General features: G+C 71.2%; 14 protein-coding genes and 1 pseudogene. 7 read left to right on the top strand and 8 right to left on the bottom strand.

What is annotated here, in order from left to right:
* The first annotated feature begins 99 nt into the window (after positions 1-99).
* The 5 genes from MBR110_RS28035 (at position 100) to MBR110_RS28015 (ending at position 6,386) form a co-directional block, all read left to right on the top strand.
* Positions 100-1,596 (top strand): sensor histidine kinase, encoded by a 1,497-nt coding sequence (locus MBR110_RS28035; RefSeq protein ID WP_059474508.1) that lies wholly within the window; start codon positions 100-102, stop codon positions 1,594-1,596.
* The gene (locus MBR110_RS28030; RefSeq protein WP_181709566.1) at positions 1,581-2,966 is read left to right on the top strand and encodes a sigma-54-dependent transcriptional regulator; all 1,386 of its coding nucleotides are present in this window, start codon (positions 1,581-1,583) and stop codon (positions 2,964-2,966) included. The genes MBR110_RS28035 and MBR110_RS28030 overlap by 16 nt, the downstream gene beginning before the upstream one ends.
* A 274-nt stretch (positions 2,967-3,240) precedes the next feature.
* Complete coding sequence (locus tag MBR110_RS28025) at positions 3,241-3,786, top strand: hypothetical protein (RefSeq protein ID WP_014726155.1); 546 nt, start codon at positions 3,241-3,243, stop codon at positions 3,784-3,786.
* Positions 3,787-3,799: 13 nt separating this feature from the next.
* Positions 3,800-5,104, top strand: a complete 1,305-nt coding sequence (locus MBR110_RS28020) for an MFS transporter (RefSeq protein WP_181709565.1) — start codon at positions 3,800-3,802, stop codon at positions 5,102-5,104.
* Between the two features lie 37 nt (positions 5,105-5,141).
* On the top strand, positions 5,142-6,386 hold the full coding sequence (locus MBR110_RS28015) for an arsenic transporter (protein WP_059740365.1): 1,245 nt from the start codon (positions 5,142-5,144) through the stop codon (positions 6,384-6,386).
* A gap of 62 nt (positions 6,387-6,448) precedes the next feature.
* Here MBR110_RS28015 and MBR110_RS28010 read toward each other — a convergent pair whose 3' ends face one another.
* Complete coding sequence (locus MBR110_RS28010; protein ID WP_059734294.1) at positions 6,449-7,351, bottom strand: LysR family transcriptional regulator; 903 nt, start codon at positions 7,349-7,351, stop codon at positions 6,449-6,451.
* Between the two features lie 100 nt (positions 7,352-7,451).
* On the opposite strand from MBR110_RS28010, the gene MBR110_RS28005 reads away from it, so the two are divergent.
* A complete protein-coding gene (locus MBR110_RS28005) occupies positions 7,452-8,327 on the top strand; it encodes an aldo/keto reductase family oxidoreductase (protein WP_034193634.1) in 876 nt (291 codons plus the stop codon).
* A gap of 258 nt (positions 8,328-8,585) precedes the next feature.
* Here MBR110_RS28005 and MBR110_RS28000 read toward each other — a convergent pair whose 3' ends face one another.
* Positions 8,586-8,990, bottom strand: coding sequence for a cupin domain-containing protein (locus tag MBR110_RS28000; RefSeq protein ID WP_011880494.1), 405 nt, complete (start codon positions 8,988-8,990; stop codon positions 8,586-8,588).
* A gap of 393 nt (positions 8,991-9,383) precedes the next feature.
* On the opposite strand from MBR110_RS28000, the pseudogene MBR110_RS27995 reads away from it, so the two are divergent.
* Positions 9,384-10,049, top strand: a pseudogene (locus MBR110_RS27995) (substrate binding domain-containing protein); the annotation flags it as partial.
* A 9-nt stretch (positions 10,050-10,058) separates the two neighbouring features.
* Here MBR110_RS27995 and MBR110_RS27990 read toward each other — a convergent pair.
* The 6 genes from MBR110_RS27990 to MBR110_RS27965 form a co-directional block, all read right to left on the bottom strand.
* On the bottom strand, positions 10,059-10,229 hold the full coding sequence (locus MBR110_RS27990; protein ID WP_014726148.1) for a hypothetical protein: 171 nt from the start codon (positions 10,227-10,229) through the stop codon (positions 10,059-10,061).
* Entirely contained in the window at positions 10,226-11,185 is a 960-nt protein-coding gene (locus MBR110_RS27985) for a DUF72 domain-containing protein (protein WP_181709564.1), read from the bottom strand. Before MBR110_RS27985 ends, MBR110_RS27990 begins: the two co-directional genes overlap by 4 nt.
* A gap of 127 nt (positions 11,186-11,312) precedes the next feature.
* On the bottom strand, positions 11,313-13,271 hold the full coding sequence (locus MBR110_RS27980) for a phosphatase PAP2 family protein (protein ID WP_059494721.1): 1,959 nt from the start codon (positions 13,269-13,271) through the stop codon (positions 11,313-11,315).
* Between the two features lie 163 nt (positions 13,272-13,434).
* Entirely contained in the window at positions 13,435-15,021 is a 1,587-nt protein-coding gene (locus MBR110_RS27975) for a methyl-accepting chemotaxis protein (RefSeq protein ID WP_175992417.1), read from the bottom strand.
* A 130-nt stretch (positions 15,022-15,151) separates the two neighbouring features.
* Positions 15,152-16,672: a GGDEF domain-containing protein gene (locus MBR110_RS27970; protein WP_059605106.1), complete on the bottom strand. Its 1,521-nt coding sequence runs from the start codon at positions 16,670-16,672 to the stop codon at positions 15,152-15,154.
* A 218-nt stretch (positions 16,673-16,890) separates the two neighbouring features.
* A complete protein-coding gene (locus tag MBR110_RS27965; protein WP_181709563.1) occupies positions 16,891-18,363 on the bottom strand; it encodes an NAD-dependent succinate-semialdehyde dehydrogenase in 1,473 nt (490 codons plus the stop codon).
* Positions 18,364-18,446 lie beyond the last annotated feature (83 nt).

The following is an 18,446-nucleotide window of genomic DNA, read 5'->3' as shown; positions in this document are numbered from 1 at the left end:
GCCCGACGCGCCAGCCCGGCCCGGCCCGCGCCTGGGTGGTCGGCAGGCTTTACGCTATCCTGTCGCGATCGCCTTTTCGCCGGAACCCCGCCGGACCCCATGAAGCGCCCGTCGTTTTCCAACCAGCTCGTGATGTTGTGGGCACTCGTTGCCGTGCTGTGCGCGACGCTCGTCGCGCTCGTGTGGATCGTCACGCGTTCCGCCGCGAGCGAGCAGATCGCCGATGCGCGCACCCAGGCCGCGGCGGCGTGTACAGCGGTCGCGTCGCGCTACGCGGGCGCGGGCTCGCCGCCCGGCGCGCAACCGGACGCCGAGCGGATGCACGCCGTCCTCGACATCGTGCTCGCCCGCACGCCGGACGTCGAAGGCGGCTTCTGGACGCGCAGCGGCGCCGGCGCCGACGGCCGCTTCGTCGCGTATGCGTTTCCGACCTATCAGGGCAGCGGCATCAAGCGCGACGTCCCGGAGGCCGAAACGCCGCTGATCGTGCGGACGCTGCGCGCGAGCGCGGCGATCGGCATCGCGTCGACCAGCGTGGTCGAAGGCGCGCAGGACGCGGTCGTCGCGGCCGCCTGCCCGGTGCCCGGCATGCCGGGGCTGTTCGCGTGGATGCTGACCCGCGCGCATCCGCCGCTCGGCCGGCATGGCGAGTTGCTCGCGACGGCGCTGGCGGCGGTGCTCGCGGTCCTGCTCGCGATCGCGGCGGGGCTCGCGTTCGCGCTGCGCGGCTGGAACCGCAAGCTCGGGCGCATCGAGGCGGCGCTGTCGACCGAGGGCCGCGACGCGCAGCTGCCGCGCGTGGGCGAGCCCGATCTCGACCGCATCATCGACGCGTTCAACGCGCGCACGCGACGGGCCGAACGCCTGCAGCAGCAGGCCGGCGAACTCGGCGCGCGGCTCGTGCAGGCCGAGCGCTTCGCGATGCTCGGCAAGCTGGCTGCACAGCTCGCGCACGAAATCCGCAATCCGATGGGCGCGATGCGGCTGAAGGCGGAGAATGCGCTCGCCGGCGACGTGAGCCGGCAGCAGGAGGCGCTGCGCATCATCCTCGCGCAGATCGCCCGCATCGACGCACAACTGTCGGGCCTGCTCGCGCTGACCCAGCCGGTGAGCCCGCACGCGACGCGCGTCGATCTCGATACGTGGCTGCCGCAGGTGGTCGATGCGCATCGCGAGCTCGCGCAGCGGCAATCCATCGCCGTGACGTGCACGCCCGACGGGCGGGGCGAGCGCTTCGCGGCGCCCGCCGACGGCCCGGCGTTCGACGCGGAGCAGATGCGCCGTGCGCTCGACAACCTGCTGCTCAACGCGCTGCGCCACGCGGGCGACGGCGGTGCGGTCGCGGTCGCGGCCGCGCGCTCGACGGCCGACGGGCGCGCGATGCTCCGCTTCACGGTGTCCGATACGGGGCCAGGCGTTCCCGACGCGCAGCGCGAGCGGATCTTCGAGCCGTTCGTGACGGGCCGGGCGGACGGCACCGGCCTCGGCCTCGCGGTCGTGCGCGAAGTGGCCGCGGCGCACGGCGGCCGCGCGTGGGTCGACACGACGCCGCGCGGCGCTTCCTTCGTGATCGAGATCCCATGGCAAGCATCCTGATCGTCGACGACGACGCCGCGTTCCGCGACGGCCTCGCGGAAACCCTCGGCGATCTCGGTCATCGGGTCGTCGAGGCCGCATCCGCGCGCGCGGCGCTCGCGACGCTGCGCGACGGCGCGCGCGTCGATTGCGTGTTCCTCGACTTCCGGCTGCCGGACCTCGACGGCCTCGCGGTGCTCGCGCAATTGCGCGACGACCCGGCGCTCGCCGCGATTCCGGTCGTGATGCTGACCGCCCATGCGACCAGCGACAACACGATCGACGCGATGCGGCTCGGCGCGTTCGATCATCTGACGAAGCCGGTCGGGCGGGACGACATCGCGCGCCTGCTCGAGCGCATCGTGTCCGCGCATGCGCCGCTGCCGGCCGGCGACGCCGAACCGGCCCGGTTCGCGGGCGAGAGCGCGTCGGACCGGCCGCGATTGCTCGGCGCGAGCGCCGCGATGCGCGACGTGCAGAAGCAGCTCGGCCGCGCCGCGACCAGCGACGCGACGGTGCTGATCACCGGCGAAACCGGCACCGGCAAGGAAGTGGCCGCGCGCGTGCTGCACGCGGCGTCGGCGCGGCATGCCGGGCCGTTCGTCGCGGTGAACTGCGCGGCCGTGCCGGCCGAACTGCTCGAGAGCGAACTGTTCGGCCATCGCCGCGGCGCGTTCACCGGCGCGCATGCGGATCGCGCGGGGCGGCTCGTCGAGGCCGACGGCGGCACGTTGTTCCTCGACGAAATCGGCGACATGCCGGCCGCGATGCAGGCGAAGCTGCTGCGCGCGCTGCAGGAGCGCCAGGTGACGCCGCTCGGCGCGGACTGTCCGACGACGATCGACCTCCGCGTGGTGGCCGCGACGCACCGCGACCTCGCGGCCGCGGTAGCGAACGGCACGTTCCGCGAAGACCTGTTCTACCGGCTGAACGTGATCCCGCTGCATCTGCCGCCGCTCGCCGAGCGGGTCGCCGACATCCTGCCGCTCGCCGCGCATTTTCTCGAGCGCGCGGCCGGCGCGCGTGCGCTGCATCTGACCAACGATGCGCAGCGCGCGCTGCTCGCGCACCGCTGGCCCGGCAACGTGCGCGAACTGCGCAACGTGATGGAGCGCGCGGCTGCGCTCGCGCCCGGGCCCGCGATCGGCGCGGCCGATCTCGCGCTCGGCGTGGCATCAGCGCCGGCGTCGGCGGCGCCCGACGACGCGCTGCCCGCGTACCTGTTCGATCTGCCGCTGCCCGATGCGCTCGCGACGGTCGAGCGTGCCGCGATCCTGCGCGCATTGGCGCTCGCAAACGGCAATCGCGCGCAGGCGGCGCGGCAGCTCGGCATCGGCCGTCAGTCCCTGTACGCGCGGATGGCGAGCCTCGGCATCGAGCGCGACGACTGAACGGCGCAGCGGGTGTCGGGTTTCCCGACACCGACCGGCTGCTGCTGTCCGTCTTTCCGACACCTGGGGCGTGACCGCCGCGATCGCCGCACGGCCGCGCGGGCCCGTGCGCACTGGCACGGCGTTTGCAAAGAGAGGCGGACCGCAACCCGTCGTCGCGGTCCGTCACGCCTCCGTCGCCGCGCGTTCGACGCTGCGCGCCGCCCGGCCGCCGCAGCGTGTGCCGCGGCCCTCGGTGCGACGCCTGCGGCGACACCCCGATGAGGACCCCACGATGCACTGGATCGATCCGGCGTGCCTGCCCGAAACGCGCGGCCGCGTCACGCAGTTCCTGCTCAACCCGCATGGCGAAGTCGACGGGCTGATCCTCGACGGCCAACTGCAGGTTCATGTGCCGCCGCATCTCGGCCGCGCGCTGGTACGGCACGTCGCGTGCGGTGATCGCATCCGCGTGCGCGGCGTCAAGCCGCGCGGCGCCGACATGGTGTCGGCCGTGCAGCTGACCGCTCGCGACGGCGCCGAGCTGGTCGATACCGGGCCCGGCCCCGAACCGCACGCGCGGCCGCATCCCGCACGCGAGCCGATCGACGTGTGCGGCCAGATCGCGTTCGCGCTGCATGGCCCGCGCGGCGAGTGCAACGGCGCGCTGCTGACGAGCGGCGCGGCGCTGCGCATGCCGCCGCACGCGGCCGCCGAACTCGCCGACTACCTGCGTCCCGGCACGCACGTACAGGTGTGGGGCGACGCGGTCGTCACGCCGCACGGCACGACGATCGACGTCGTCGAGATCGCCGAGCTCGTCGATGCGCCGGCCGACTGAACGCGTGGCGACCATGCGACCGGCGCGCCCGCTCGAGGCGCTCAACTTCTTCATCGCCGACGTGCAGGCCGGGATCGGCCCGTTCGCCGGCGTGATCCTGCTGTCGCGCGGGTGGAGTGCCGACGCGATCGGCTCCGTGATGACGCTCGCCGGGCTCGCGGCGATGGCCGCGACGCCGGCCGCCGGCGCGCTCGTCGACGCGCTGCGCGCGAAGCGGCTGCTGATCGTCTGTGCGACGGCCGCGACCGCGCTCGCGTCGCTGACGCTGCGTTTCGCCGACGGCTACGCGGCCGTCGCCGCATCGCAGGTCGTGGCCGCCGTGTGCGGCGCGGCGCTCGCGCCGGCCATCGCCGGCATGACGCTCGGCATCGCGCGCAGACAGGGCTTCGACCGCCAGTTCGGCCGCAACCAGATGGCGAATCACGCCGGCAACGTGGTCGGCGCCGCACTCGCCGGCTGGCTCGGCTGGCACGCGGGATTCGACGCCGTGTTCGCGCTCGTCGCCGCGTTCGCGGTGCTCGCGATCGTGAGCGCGTGCGCGATTCCGGCGCGGGCGATCGACCATGCGTGCGCGCGCGGCCTCGCGATGCCGGACGACGCAGCCGGCCGCGCGCGCGGCGAGCCGGCGTCGGATCGTGGCCGCTCGGGCGGCGGCGCGGCGCCGCCTGCGCGCGCGTGGCGCTCGGTGGCCGCGAACCGGCCGCTGGTGCTGCTCAGCGCGTCGCTCGCGCTGTTCCATCTCGGCAACGCGGCAATGCTGCCGCTGTACGGGATGGGCGTCGTCGCCGCGCACCGCAGCGATCCGAGTGTGTTTACCGCGCAGACCATCGTGATCGCGCAATGCGTGATGATCGCGGCGGCGTGGTGCGCGCCGCGGCTGATTCGTGCGCACGGATACTGGTGCGTGCTGCTGCTGTCCTATCTGGCGCTGCCGCTGCGCGGCGTGCTCGCGGCCGCGCTGATGAGCGAGGCCGGCGTGTGGCCGGTGCAGATCCTCGACGGGATCGGCGCCGGCCTGCAAAGCGTCGTCGTGCCGGCGCTCGTCGTGCGCCTGCTCGACGGCACGGGCCACGTGAACGCCGGGCAGGGCGCGGTCGCGACCGTGCAGGGCATCGGCGCGGCGCTCAGCCCGGCGCTCGGCGGCGTACTCGCGCAGCATTACGGTTATCCGGTCGCGTTCGTCGTGCTGGGCGCGGTGTCGACCGGTTCGCTCGCGCTGTGGCTCGGCTACGCGCGCTCGCTGCGCGCGGCGTGCGGCAAGCCGCCGGGCGGCGCGGACGGCGGTGAGCCGGCCGACCTGCCGGTCGCATCGCGATGAAGCGCGCGTCGATCCATTGCAGCCGCCCGATATGCCGATGAATTCCGCTCCGTTCGCGTGGTCGATCGCCGCGCTCGCGACCGCCGGCGTGATCGTGCGGCCGTTCGGCTGGCCCGAGGCGATCTGGGCCGTGGCCGGCGCGGTGCTGCTGGTCGCTCTCGGCCTGTTGCCCGCCGACGCGGCGCTCGCGGCCGTGGCGAAAGGCGGTGACGTGTACCTGTTCCTGACCGGGATGATGCTGCTGTCCGAAGTCGCGCGGCGCGAGGGGTTGTTCGACTGGGTCGCGGCCCACGTCGTGAACGGCGCGCGCGGTTCGCCGCGGCGGCTGTTCGCGCTCGTCTATCTGGTCGGGACCGTCACGACCGTGTTCCTGTCGAACGACGCGACCGCCGTCGTGCTGACGCCGGCCGTGTTCGCGGCCGCGCGCCGCGCGAAGACGGACCCGCTGCCGCTGCTGTACGTCTGCGCGTTCGTCGCGAACGCGGCGAGCTTCGTGCTGCCGATCTCGAACCCCGCGAATCTCGTGCTGTACGGTGCGCACATGCCCGCGCTCGGCACCTGGCTCGCACGCTTCGCGCTGCCGTCCGTCGCGTCGATCGCGTGTACCTACGCGATGCTGCGCGCGACGCAGCGTCACGCGTTGCGCGGCCATTGCGCGCGCGATCTGCCGGTGCCCTCGCTGAGCGCGGGCGCGCGCATCGCGCTGGCCGGCATCGCGGCGACGGCCGCCGCCTTGATGATCGTGTCGCTGCTCGACCGGCCGCTCGGGTTGCCGACCGCGCTGGCCGGCGCGCTGACCGCGGCCTGTGTGCTGGCGCGCGATCGCGCGGCCTGCGGGCCGACGCTGCGCGCGATTTCGTGGAGCATGCTGCCGCTCGTGGCCGGACTGTTCGTGCTGGTCGAGGCGCTCGAGCGGACCGGCGCGGTAGATGCGCTGGCGGCGTTGCTGCGCACGCTGACGGCCGGCGGTACGGCGCATGCGGCGGCCGCGTCGGGCGTCGCCATCGGGCTGGCGTCGAACCTCGTCAACAACCTGCCGGTGGGGCTCGTCGCCGGCGCGATCGTGGGCGTCGCGCACAGCCCGCAGCCGGTGGTCGATGCGCTGCTGATCGGCGTCGATCTCGGGCCGAACCTGTCCGTCACCGGCTCGCTCGCGACGATCCTGTGGCTCGCGGCGATCCGGCGCGACGGGCTGCAAGTGAGCGCGGGGAAGTTTCTGGCGATCGGCGCGTGTGTGATGCTGCCGGCGCTCGTGGTGGCGCTGGCGGTGCGGCTTGTGTAGAGGTGGGGGGCTTGTGGGGCGGAAGGCGGGCGCGGGCGGGGACACCCGCGCCGCGTCATGCGCTACGCTGCGTCGGCCTTGATGAAGTCGACGAAGGCGCGCAGCGGCGCGGGCACGAAGCGCCGGCCCGGATAGTACAGATACGGGCCGGAGAACGGCCGCCACCACCCGTCGAGCACCGGCTCGAGCGCGCCGCTCGCGAGCTGCGGCGCGAGCCAGTCTTCGTACAGGTGGACGATGCCGACGCCCGCGCATGCGGCGTCGACGACGAGATCGACGGCGCCGCCGATCTGCACGACGAGCGGCCCCGACGGCTCGACGCGCACCACTTCGCCGTCGCGCTCGAACTCCCACGCCGGCATCGCGCCGCTCGCGAAGCGGCCGCGCAGGCACGCGTGGTCGAGCAGCTCGCGCGGATGGGCCGGCCGGCCGCGCCGCGCGAGATAGGCAGGCGCCGCGGCGGTCGCGAAGCGCTGCGAGCGCGGGCCGATCGGCACGGCGATCATGTCCTGTTCGAGGCGGTCGTCGTAGCGTATGCCGGCGTCGCAGCCGGCTGCCAGGATATCGACGAAGCTCTCGTCCGCGACGATGTCGAGCCGGATCTCCGGATACGCGTCGAGAAAGCGCGGGATGATCGACGGCAGCACGAGCCGCGCCGCGCTGGTCGGCACATTGAGCTTGAGCGTGCCGACCGGCCGCTCGCGGAACGTGTTCACCACGTCGAGCGCGGCCTGCACCTCGCTCAGCGCGGGCGTGAGTCGCGCCAGCAGACGCTCGCCGGCTTCGGTCGGCGACACGCTGCGCGTCGTCCGATGCAGCAGCCGAACCCCCAATTGCGCCTCCAGCCGGCGCACCGCCTCGCTGAGCCCCGACGCGCTCGCATCGGCCAGCCGCGCGGCCTCGCGGAAGCCCTTCGCGCGCGCCACCGCCACGAACGCGTTCAGATCGCCGAGATCGACTTGCATTGTTCGTCCTTTCGTACAGGTCGTGCAGATTATGACGGGTTATCGCGCAGTGCGAGGCGGCGTAACCTGCGTTCTGTCATTCGAAAACAGGAGCACGATCATGTCCCCCATCGTTCAATCGGGCACGTTCGCCATCGCCGGCCGGCGCGTTCACCGTCTCGGTTACGGCGCGATGCAGCTGGCCGGGCCCGGCGTGTTCGGGCCGCCGAAGGATCGCGACGCGGCGCTCGCGGTGCTGCGCGAAGCCGTGGCGGCGGGTATCGACCACATCGACACCAGCGACTTCTACGGCCCGCATGTGACGAACCAGCTGATTCGCGACGCGCTGCACCCGTATCGCGACGATCTGCTGATCGTGACCAAGGTCGGCGCGATGCGCGGCGACGACGGGTCGTGGCTGCCGGCCTTCTCCGCCGACGCGCTCGCCGCGGCCGTGCACGACAACCTGCGCAACCTGGGCCTCGACGTGCTCGACGTCGTCAACCTGCGCATCATGTTCGACGTGCACGGGCCGGCCGAAGGCTCGATCGAGGCGCCGCTGAGCGCGCTCGCCGAACTGCAGCGGCAGGGCCTCGTGCGGCACATCGGGCTGAGCAACGTGACGGCAGCGCAGATCGCCGAAGGGCGGCGGATCTGCGACATCGCGTGCGTGCAGAACCACTACAACCTCGCGCATCGCGACGACGATGGCCTGATCGACGCGCTCGCACGCGACGGCATCGCGTACGTCCCGTACTTTCCGCTCGGCGGCTTCAACCCGTTGCAGTCGTCGACGCTCGACGCGGTCGCCGCGCGGCTCGGCGCGACGCCGATGCAGACCGCGCTCGCGTGGCTGCTGCGCCGCGCGCCGAACATCCTGCTGATTCCGGGCACGTCGTCGGTCGCTCATCTGCGCGAGAATCTGGCCGCCGGCGCGCTGACGCTGCCGGACGATGCGATGCGCGAACTCGACGGCATCGCGGCGGTGCGCGGCTGAGGCGGGCGGGGCGGTTGGCGGGGCTTGCTGCGGGAGGTGCTGCGCGAGGTACTGCGTGCGGCAGCGTGCGGCAGCGTGCGCCCGAAGCGCCGGCCGCCCGAGCCGCGACCAGCTCGCGGTGCCGCGTGCGCGTACCCGCGTGCTGGATACATATGATGTCCGCGGTAACGGGACGCGCGTTCGCTGCGGGCGCGCGCTATCGAACCGCGTGCACCGCCCGTCGCGCGCTGGCTTGCGCTGCCCGCGACGCGCGCGAATTCAGCGCGGCTGCGGCTGACCGAGCTGCTCGTCGAGGGTGCGCGTCAACGGCGACTGCACGTCGCCGGTGTGCTTCGTCTGCACGGGCTCGATCAGCACGATCCAGCATTCTTCTTCGGCGATCGGGTTGTGCAGCGTGCCGCGCGGCACCACGTGCATCGAGCCGGCGGGCAGATCGACGACGCGGCCGCCTTCATACTCGATCTTCAGGTGCCCGCGCACGACGAAGAACAGCTCGTCTTCGCCGACATGGTCGTGCCACACGAGCCGGCCGCGCACCTTCGCGACTTTGACGTACTGATCGTTGACCTGCGCGACCACCTTGGGCGACCAGTATTCGGATACGTCGTCGAATGCGGCTTCGAGATCGAACGATTCGGCGAACGGAACGGCGGGGAGGGTCATCTCGTCTCCAGAGGAGAAGGGTGTTGCTCGGAATGGGAAGTGCTGCGTCATCGCGCGCGAACGCGGCGAAAGGTCCGATTATAGGGAGGCCGTCACGCGGCTGCTTGGGTCGCGAATGCGGCGATGTGGGGTGGTCGATGCGCGGGGCGTTTTGCCGTGATGGCGGCGATCGCGCCCATCGCGGTGGTGGATCGGTCGCGGCGATCGCCGCGAACCGGCTGCCGATGACGACCGGCTCGACAGCGTTCAGCCGCATCAGACCACCCGCACCGCGTCGCAGCACGGCGCATCGCCTTACCGCGCATCGCATGCCAGTGCGTCCCGGCGTATCGCCGCATCGGCGCAGGCGCTAGCGCGCCAGCACCGCCCCCAACGCTCCCCACTCACCCAGCCAGCGCCGCCGCGATCGCGTCGGGTGGCGAGCGGCCGCGCGGCCGGCTGCGCATCAGCGCGCCGATGCTGTTCTCGCAGCTGGCGATGGGCAAGCTCGTCGCGACGTTCGCGTTGAAGTATCCGGATGTGCGACTGGAAGTGACGACCGACGACCGGCCGGTCGACATGATCGAAGAAGGCTACGACCTCGTGATCCGCGTGAATCCCGACCCGGACGCAACGCTGATCGGGCGCGTGTTCCTGCGCGACCGGCTGGCGGTCGTCGCGACGCCGGCGCTCGCGCGGCCCGGCGACGGCGCGGCCGCGCCGGCCGTCGTGCGCACCGCCGACGACCTGCGCACCGCGTGGGACGTGATCGGGCCGGCCGGGCCCGCCCGCATCGCGTTCGAACCGGTGGCGCGGCTGTCGTCGCTGGTGATGGTGCGCGATACGGTGCGCCTCGGGCTCGGCGCGGCGTGCTTGCCGGTGTCGCTCGTGAGCGGCGACCTCGCGGCCGGCACGCTCGTCAGCTGGGGCGACGTGCCGGGGCCGGACATCGCGCTATGGGCGCTGTACCCGTCGCGGCGGCTGTTGGGAGCGCGCGTGTCCGCGTTTCTCGCGCATCTGTCCGATGCGTTTCCGTCCGCGAGCCCAGACGCGCTCGCCGCCTATCTCGACGCCGCGTGACGCGCGCGCCTAGGTGCGATCGCGGCTGCGCGCGCGCGTGGCGCCCGTGATCACCGCGATGCCGAACAGGATCACGGCGACGATCTCGACGACATGCTGCGACACGTGCAGCGCGATCAAGCCCCACGCGACGCCGCCGATGAAAATGATCCATCCGACCAGATAGATGAGCAGGGTCATCGTTCTTCTCCTTGCGGTTGCGATTCAGCCTGCGGCGCGCTGTCTTCTGCGGCGGCCGCGTCGTGCGCCCGCACGCCGAGGCGCGCCATCAGGCGCCGCGCATCGAACGGCGCGCGCGTCTTCGTATCGTTGTCGAAGTAGCAGTAGACGGCGCGCGCATGCGCGCGCGGCGGCGCGAGGTCCGGTGCGGCGAGGCGCGCGTCGGCCGGCTGCGCGCCGCGGCTCCACGTTTCGATGCGCTGCGCCCAGCGGTCGAGCGACTCGTCCGAGTACTCGCCCGAATATTTGGTCTCGGTGCCGTGCAGCCGCATGTAGACGAAGTCGGCGCTCAGGTCCTCGAACTGCGGCCACGGTTCCGTCGAATCCGACACGACCAGCGCGACCGCGTGCCGGCGCAGCAGCTCCACGAACGCCGGGTCGACGAAGCTCGCGTGACGCACTTCGATAGCGTGTCGTAATGCGCGCTTGCGGTCGATCTCGAGATAGGGCGTCCTGACCCGCCCGTCGTGCCGTTGCGCGAGCGCCAGCGCCGCTTCGGTATCGTGCGGCAGCAGGCCCAGGACGTGTTCCATGTGGTCGGGGTCGAATCGCAGCGGCGGCGGAAATTGCCAGAGGAGCGGGCCGAGCTTGTCGTTGAGCGCAAGCAGCCCCTGCGCGAAAAAGTTCGCGCACGCGACCGTCGCGGTTTCGTCGCGAAACCGCAGCATGTGGGTCAGATAGCGTGCGCCTTTCACCGCGAACGTAAAACCGGGCGGCGTTTCGTCGTACCAGCGCCGCAAGCTAGCGAGCGATTGCAGGCTGTAATGCGTGCCGTTGATCTCGATCGTCTGCAGCCGGCTCGCTGCGTAGCGCAACTCGTCGGCCTGCTTCAGCCCTTGCGGGTAGAAGGTGCCGCGCCAGCCGGCGTAGCGCCAGCCGGAAATGCCGATATGGATGCGCGCTGATGGGCTCGTCACGTCGATACCTCGGAGATGCCGTGGATCGTGTCGCGACGAGCAAGGCGCGTGCCGGCCGGTATGAAATGGGGACCCGCACACAGCGTGCTCGCGACGGCCGCGCGGCACGCTGAGGCTGGACCGCCGATCAGGACGCCGACAACATCACCGACACGCCCGTAGCCGTATAAACTGGCGTCGCCTTGAACCCGTCGACCGTCACCGTCGCGAACTTCGCGGCGAGCGCCGCGCCGTCGATCAGCGCGATCGTGTCGCCGGCCTTCGGCGCATAGCCGTTCACGAACTTCACGTGAAGCGTGCCGCCAGCGACCGTGAGCGGGCCGCCGACGCGCAGGCGGCCGCCGCCGTGGCCGTCGACGTCGAGTTCGAGCGTCGTGTTCGCGAGCTGCGTGTAACGCGTCGCGATCGTGACCGGCGCGGCCGCCGCGATCCGGACGCCGCCGCCCGCGCCGACGTACACGTCGCCGTTGCCGAACGCGCTCGCGGACGCCGCGGCGAGCGTGCCGCCGTTCACCTGCGTGCCGCCCGTGTAGCTGTTGTTGCCGGCGAGCGTCAGCGTGCCGGTGCCTTGCAGCGTCAGCTTGCCGGCGCCGCCGATGTCGTTGCGCCACTGGTCGGCCGCGTAGAAGCCGCCGCGCGACGCGTCCATCGACACGACCACGTTGCCGTTGAACGTGCCGTAGCCGTCGGCCGCGGTGAACAGGTTCAGGCGGCCCCAGCCTTCCGCATCGTCCATCACCGGGTAGCCCGACGGCAGCTCGGTGGTCTTCAGCACGACCCGCCGCTGGTCCGCGCTCAGGTACGGGAAGCGCGTCTGCAGCAGCACCTCGGCGCCCTTGGGCACGACGGGCGGCGCGTCGGTCGATTCGATCGCGCCGAAGCCGAACGTCAGGCGGCGCAGGAACGCGGCCCGGTTCGCGGTGTAATCGGCGAACCGGTCGGTCGCCGTGGTGCCCGAATGCGCGAACGCGGCGAACGTCGCGTCGGTCGTTCCCGTGAGCTGCTGCAGCGCCTGGTGCGCCTGGCCGTACGCGGCCTGCGCGTCGCTCGCGTAGGCGGTCAGGTTCGCCGCGCTGATGGCCAGCGCGAGCATGCGGCCGCCGATCACGTCGAGCGGCGAATGCATGCCGGCGAGGATCCGGTTCTCGCCGAGTTCGAGGCCGCGGCTCACCATCTCCTGGAAGCGCTCCGGCACGAGCCACGCCATCGTCGTCGCGTCGCGCATCGCTTCGGCCTCGTGGCCGCTGATGAAGCCGCCGTCGGTGGCGGGCGTCGCGCTTTCGGCGGGCACGAGCGTCGGCGCGACGACGACCGCGGCGCTCCAGCGGTACGGACGCGCATATTTATAGAAGCGCTTCGACGGTTCGGTCGACGCGTTGGTGCCCATTTCGTTGAGCAGATCGACGACCTTGCCGAAGTTCGCGTTGGTGCTGCTGCCGACGCCGGTGTTGTTGCCGGCGTCGTTGTACAGCACCGTGGTCGCATCGGCCGGCACGCTGGTGATGCTGGTCGTCTGCTGCGCGGCCGTGCGCCACGCGTCGGTGAGCGGGCCCATCCCGTCGGTCACGCTGTAGCCTTTGCCGCGCCGGTCGTCGAAGTAGGCCGCATCGGCCTGCTGCTGCGTGCGTGCGGTCGTTGCGTCGACCACGTATTGAACGTTGGCGGCGAGCACCGTGCCGTTCAGAATCGTGCCGCACGGCGTGCCGCTGCTGGGCAGGCCCGAGCACGTCGACGCCACCACCGCCGGAAACGCGCCGTTGGCCGGCGCGTTCACGCCCGCGTCGACGATCATCGTCGACGGCTGCCACAGATCGAGGAAGCGGCTCACGACCCGCACCGCGGCGTTGGTCGACAACGTCGCATAGCGCGCGTCGCCGCGCTGGTTGGTCGCGATGTTGTCGACGAACGCCGGCACGCTCGGCACCGGTGCGCTGTCGACGAAGCCGGGGTCGGCGGGCGGCGCCGGCATCGCGGCGCTGGTCGCCGGGGTCGATGCGACGTCGTCGCCGCCGCCGCAGGCGGCCAGTGCGAGCGCGCTCGCGAGTGCTGCGACGTGCAGCGGAAAACGGCGGGGTGACACGATCATGCGGACTCCATCCTGAAGGTCGAAGATGGCGGATTGTCGAGCGCGATCGTGACGCGGCCGTTAAGGAATTGTGGCGCGTCGCGGTCGACGCGGCCGAATGCTCACTATTTGGTGAATTCGTGCTGCAAAACGTTTGCGGCCAGTATGAACCGGCCGCGTGCGGCTACGCGTGGGCTGCGCTCTCATCGAGTCGAAACAGCGCGACTGCGTTGGCCAGCTGGCTGCCCTGTTCTTCGAGCGATCGGGATGCGGCGGCCGCTTCCTCGACGAGCGCGGCGTTTTGCTGCGTGACTTCATCCATCTGTGTGATCGCCAGCGTGACCTGCTCGATGCCGCGGCTTTGCTCGCTGGACGCCGCCGCGATCTCGCCCATGATGTCCGTTACCCGCGCGACGGCCTGCGTCACCTGGCTCATCGTGTCGCCCGCGTGGTTCGCGAGGCGCGATCCGTCTTCGATCTTCTCCACCGAATGCGAGATCAGCTCGCGAATTTCCTTCGCGGCGCTCGACGAGCGCTGGGCGAGGCTTCTGACCTCGCTCGCGACCACTGCGAAGCCGCGCCCTTGCTCGCCGGCGCGGGCCGCCTCGACGGCCGCGTTCAGCGCGAGGATGTTGGTCTGGAACGCGATGCTTTCGATGATCCCGGTGATATCGGCGATCTTGGCCGAGCCGGCGCTGATGTCGGTCATCGTCTCGACCATCGATCCGACCGCGACGTTGCCGCGCTGTGCGACTTGCGACGCGTTGTCGGCCAGCGCTCTGGCCTGCTGGGCGTTGTCGGCGTTCAGCCGCACGGTCGACGTCAATTGCTCCATGCTCGACGCGGTTTCCTGCAGCGATGCGGCCTGCTGTTCGGTGCGGGACGACAGGTCGACGTTGCCGGACGCGATCTGGCTCGCTCCCGCCGCGACGTTGCTCGACGCGGCGCGGACCTGCGCGATCAGCCGCACGAGGTTCGCCTGCATTTCGTGCATCGACGCCAGCACGCTGCCGCGCGGTGCGGCGGCGCTCGCGGCGTTGCCGGCGAGGTCGCCGGCCGCGATGCGCTGCGCGATGCCGTTGAGCATCACTGGTTCGGTGCCGAGCGAGCGGATCAGGTCGCGCGCGATGGCCCAGCCGGCCACCATCGCGCCGACCGCCGCGGCGAGGCAGATGGCGATCTGCAGCAGCCGTTGCGACGTATAGCGGTCGCCCGAATCGGTCACGAGCTGCGCGGCCCGCTCGCGCGAATAGGTCGCAAAGGCGTCGGTCGCGGCGACGAGCCGGACCAGCAGCGGGCGGCACTGTTCGTCGATCATCGTGATCGCCTGATCGCGCCGGTTGTTCACGGCGGCATCGACGATCGCGCGCGCGACGGGCCCGTAGCTGGTCTCGACCGTGTCGATCTGTCTGACGAGTTCGCGCGCCTTGTCGGTCGCGTCGGTGCCCGGGCCGACGGCGAGCCTCAACTGGCGAAGCAGGGTGCCGACGTCGCGGTCCGCCTGCAGCGCCGCCTCCTTTTCGTGTTCGACGTCGGCCGCGGAGCCTGCGAGCACGATGTTGCGCGCGGCGATTGCGCGCCGGTCAACCGCGACGTGCACGCGGTCGGCGAGCGTCGCGCGCGCGTTGATGCCGTTCACGTAGTCCGAGAACCTCCCATGCGCGCGGCTGAGGGAGACGATGCCGAGCACCGACACCAGCAGCACGACGCAGGTCAGAACCCCGAACGCGAGCATCAACTTCGCGCGAATGGTCAACGGCTTGTTACTCATCTTGCACATCCTGTCATGTAATTCGATAGCGTTCCGGATGGCGCGCACGGTACATGAAGGATATGGGGGTGTGAATCGCCCAATCGTTTGCGGGTCGCGTATGCTCAAACGAACGATCGAAGCGGTACGGTCAAGCCGGTTGCGCAAACGATTTCGCGTCCGCGCGGCACACGCGATTGCGGCCCTGGCGCTTCGCCGTGTAGAGCGCGAGGTCCGCGTGATGCGACAGCGCCTGCACGGACTTCGGGTGGCCGCGATGCGCGGTCGCGCAGCCGATGCTGACCGTGAACGCGGGCATCGTCGCGTCGAATCCGTCGAGGCAGTTGCGCTCCACCGCGCCGCGAATCGCTTCCGCGACGGTCGCCGCGCCGCTTTCGTCAGTATCGGGCAGCACGGCGACGAATTCCTCGCCGCCGTAGCGCGCGGCCAGATCGCCGCGCCGTCGCGTATGGGCGCGGATGCATTCGGCGAGAAAACGCAGCGCGGTATCGCCTTGCGCATGGCCGTAGCGGTCGTTGTACTGCTTGAAGTGATCGGCGTCGATGAACAGCATCGACAGGCTGCCGTCGTTGCCGCGCTGCAGGCGCTGCCATTCGTCGGCGAGCGCTGCGTCGAGCGCGCGGCGATTGTGCAGGCCGGTCAGCGGATCGGTGCGGGTGAGGTCGGTGAGCAGCGTCTGCTTGCGCAGGTTGTCGCGCAGCGCGAACGCGAGCAGCCACATGACCGCGCAGAACAGCGCACCGATCACGGACGCCGACACGCCGACCTTCCATGACAGCCGCGTGATGTCGGCCAGCACGTCCTGTTCGGCCGGCGCGACCACCGCGATTAGCGGCGTGCCCGGCACCTGCTGGTACGTATACAGTCGCAAGGTCCCATCGATGCTCGAGCGCGCCGCGTAGAAGCCCGATTCGTGCTGCACCATCCGTTCGAACGCCTTCGAGCGACGCAGGCGCACCATCTGGCCATCGCTCAGCGGTGGGTTGCGCGCGAGTATCGTGCCGTCGGCGCGCAGGATCGCGCTGATGCCGTGGGGCCCGACGTTCAGGCGCGACAGCAGCCGGTCGAAATACGCGAGGTCGATGGCGACCACCGCGATGCCCTCGAACGTATGGTCCGGCCGTTCGATACGGCGCGACAGCGCGATCGATTCGGTGCCGCCGCGCGAGCGCGCACGGTACGCCTGGGATACGTAGAGGCCCACGCTGTCCGAATCGCGATGGACCTTGAAGTAGTCGCGATCGCTGAAATCCCAGCGGTGCGACGGGCCGCAGCAGCCGTCGATCAGTCGTCCGTAGCGGTCGGTCACGCCCATGCCGGTCACGTATTGCGCGGCCGTGCGCTCGAACAGCAGATCATGGCGCAAGCCGGCATTCATGCGGGCCATCGCCGGGTTGCGAATATTGGTCGCGAGCGACGCGAGCGCGCTGTTCGACGTCTCGACGGTGCGTGCGACCTCGCTCGCGAGCACGGCGGCGACGTTGCGCGAGTTTTCCCGCGCGTGCTCCACGACCTCGCTGCGCGCGGCCCATAGCGTCGCCGCGCTGATGCCGAGCGCCGCGACCGACATCAGCGTGCCGAGCACGCCGACGGCGAGATGGTGGCGGCCGGCCCAGTCGGCAATTTTCTCGATCGAAAGAGTTGCAGGCATTGGTCGCGCTCGTTCCGGAAGCCGGCCGCGACTGACGCGGCCGGGTCAAATCCGTGTTAACGGCAGGACTGCCCAGAAATCGAGGCCGGCATGCGGGGCGATGATGGCGGCGGCGCAACCGGCTATGGGCCGGCTGCGGGCGTTTACGCGATGCGATCGTGACAATCGCGGCAATCGTCGCGCTGGTTGCGCTTGGCGAATCGGCGCCGCCCAACCGATCAGTCGAGCCCGCCCTGGCACAGATACTTGATCGACAGGTAGTCGTCGAGGCCGTACTTCGAGCCTTCGCGGCCGTAGCCCGACTCCTTCACGCCGCCGAACGGCGCGGCCTCGCTAGCCAGCGCGCCTTCGTTGATGCCGACGATGCCGGTTTCGAGCCGCGCCGACACGCGTGCGATGCGCCGCACGTCCTGCGTGTAGAAATACGCGGCGAGCCCGAACGGCGTGTCGTTGGCGGCGGCGACGGCCTGTTCCTCGGTATCGAACCGGAACAGCGCCGCGACCGGCCCGAAGGTTTCCTCGCAGCTCAGCTGCATGTCGGCGGTGGCGTCGGCCAGCACCGTCGGCGCGTAGTAGTTCGGGCCGAGCTGCGACAGCCGCCTGCCGCCGGTCAGCACGCGCGCGCCGCGTTCGAGCGCGTCGCCGACGTGGCGCGCGATCTTGTCGACCGCGCGCGCGTTGATCATCGGGCCGATCTGCGCGGCCGGATCGGTCGCCGGCGCGACCTTCAGCGCGGCGACGCGCGCGGCCAGCTTCGCGGCGAACGCATCGTAGACGCCGGCCTGCACGTACACGCGGTTCGGCGACACGCAGGTCTGGCCGCCGTTGCGGAACTTGGCGGCCATCAGGCCGTCGACCGCGGCGTCGAGCTGCGCATCGTCGAACACGATGAACGGCGCATTGCCGCCCAGCTCCAGCGACAGCTTCTTCAGCGTCGCCGCCGATTCGCGCGCGAGCAGCTTGCCGACCGCCGTGGAGCCGGTGAACGTGATCTTGCGCACGCGGGCATCGGCGAGCCAGTCGGCCACCGCGTCGATGCCGCGCTCGCGCGACGCGGCGATCAGGTTCAGCACGCCGGGCGGCACGCCGGCTTCCATCGCGAGGAAGCCGAGCGCGAGCGCGGTCAGCGGCGTGTCCTCGGCCGGCTTCGCGACGACCGTGCAGCCGGCCGCGAGCGCCGGCGCGATCTTGCGCGCGATCATCGCGAGCGGGAAATTCCACGGCGTGATCGCCGCGACGACGCCGATCGGCTCCTTCACCGCGCTGAGCTGCTTGCCGCGCTGCTGCTGCGGAATCAGATCGCCGTAGGTGCGCGTCGCTTCCTCGGCGAACCACAGCACGTACGACGCGCCGTATGCGACTTCGCCGCGCGCTTCGGCGAGCGGCTTGCCCTGTTCCAGCGACATCAGTTTCGCGAGATCGTCGGTGTGCGCGACGATCGCCGCATGCCACGCGCGCAGGATCGCCGCGCGCTCGCGCGCCGGTGTCGCGCGCCACGCGGGTAGCGCGCGGGCGGCCGCATCGGTCGCGGCGCGTGCGTCGGCCGCGCCGCTGTCGGGTGCGTAAGCGATCGTGTCGAGCGTCGCCGGGTTGGTGACATCGAAGCAACGGCCATCGAGCGCGACGCGCCAGCTGCCGTCGACGAGGTTGGCGGTGCGAACGAGTTCGGTGCGTGACAGCGTAAGCGGCATGACAGGTCCTTGCAATGAGGCGAAACGGTTCGGCGCCGGCGGCGCGCGCGCAACGACCCGCCTCGGCCGGCGTACTGCCGCGT

The organism is Burkholderia sp. MBR-1, assembly GCF_013822785.1.
GTDB lineage: Bacteria > Pseudomonadota > Gammaproteobacteria > Burkholderiales > Burkholderiaceae > Burkholderia > Burkholderia vietnamiensis.
This window is presented reverse-complemented; position numbering and strand designations above follow the sequence as displayed.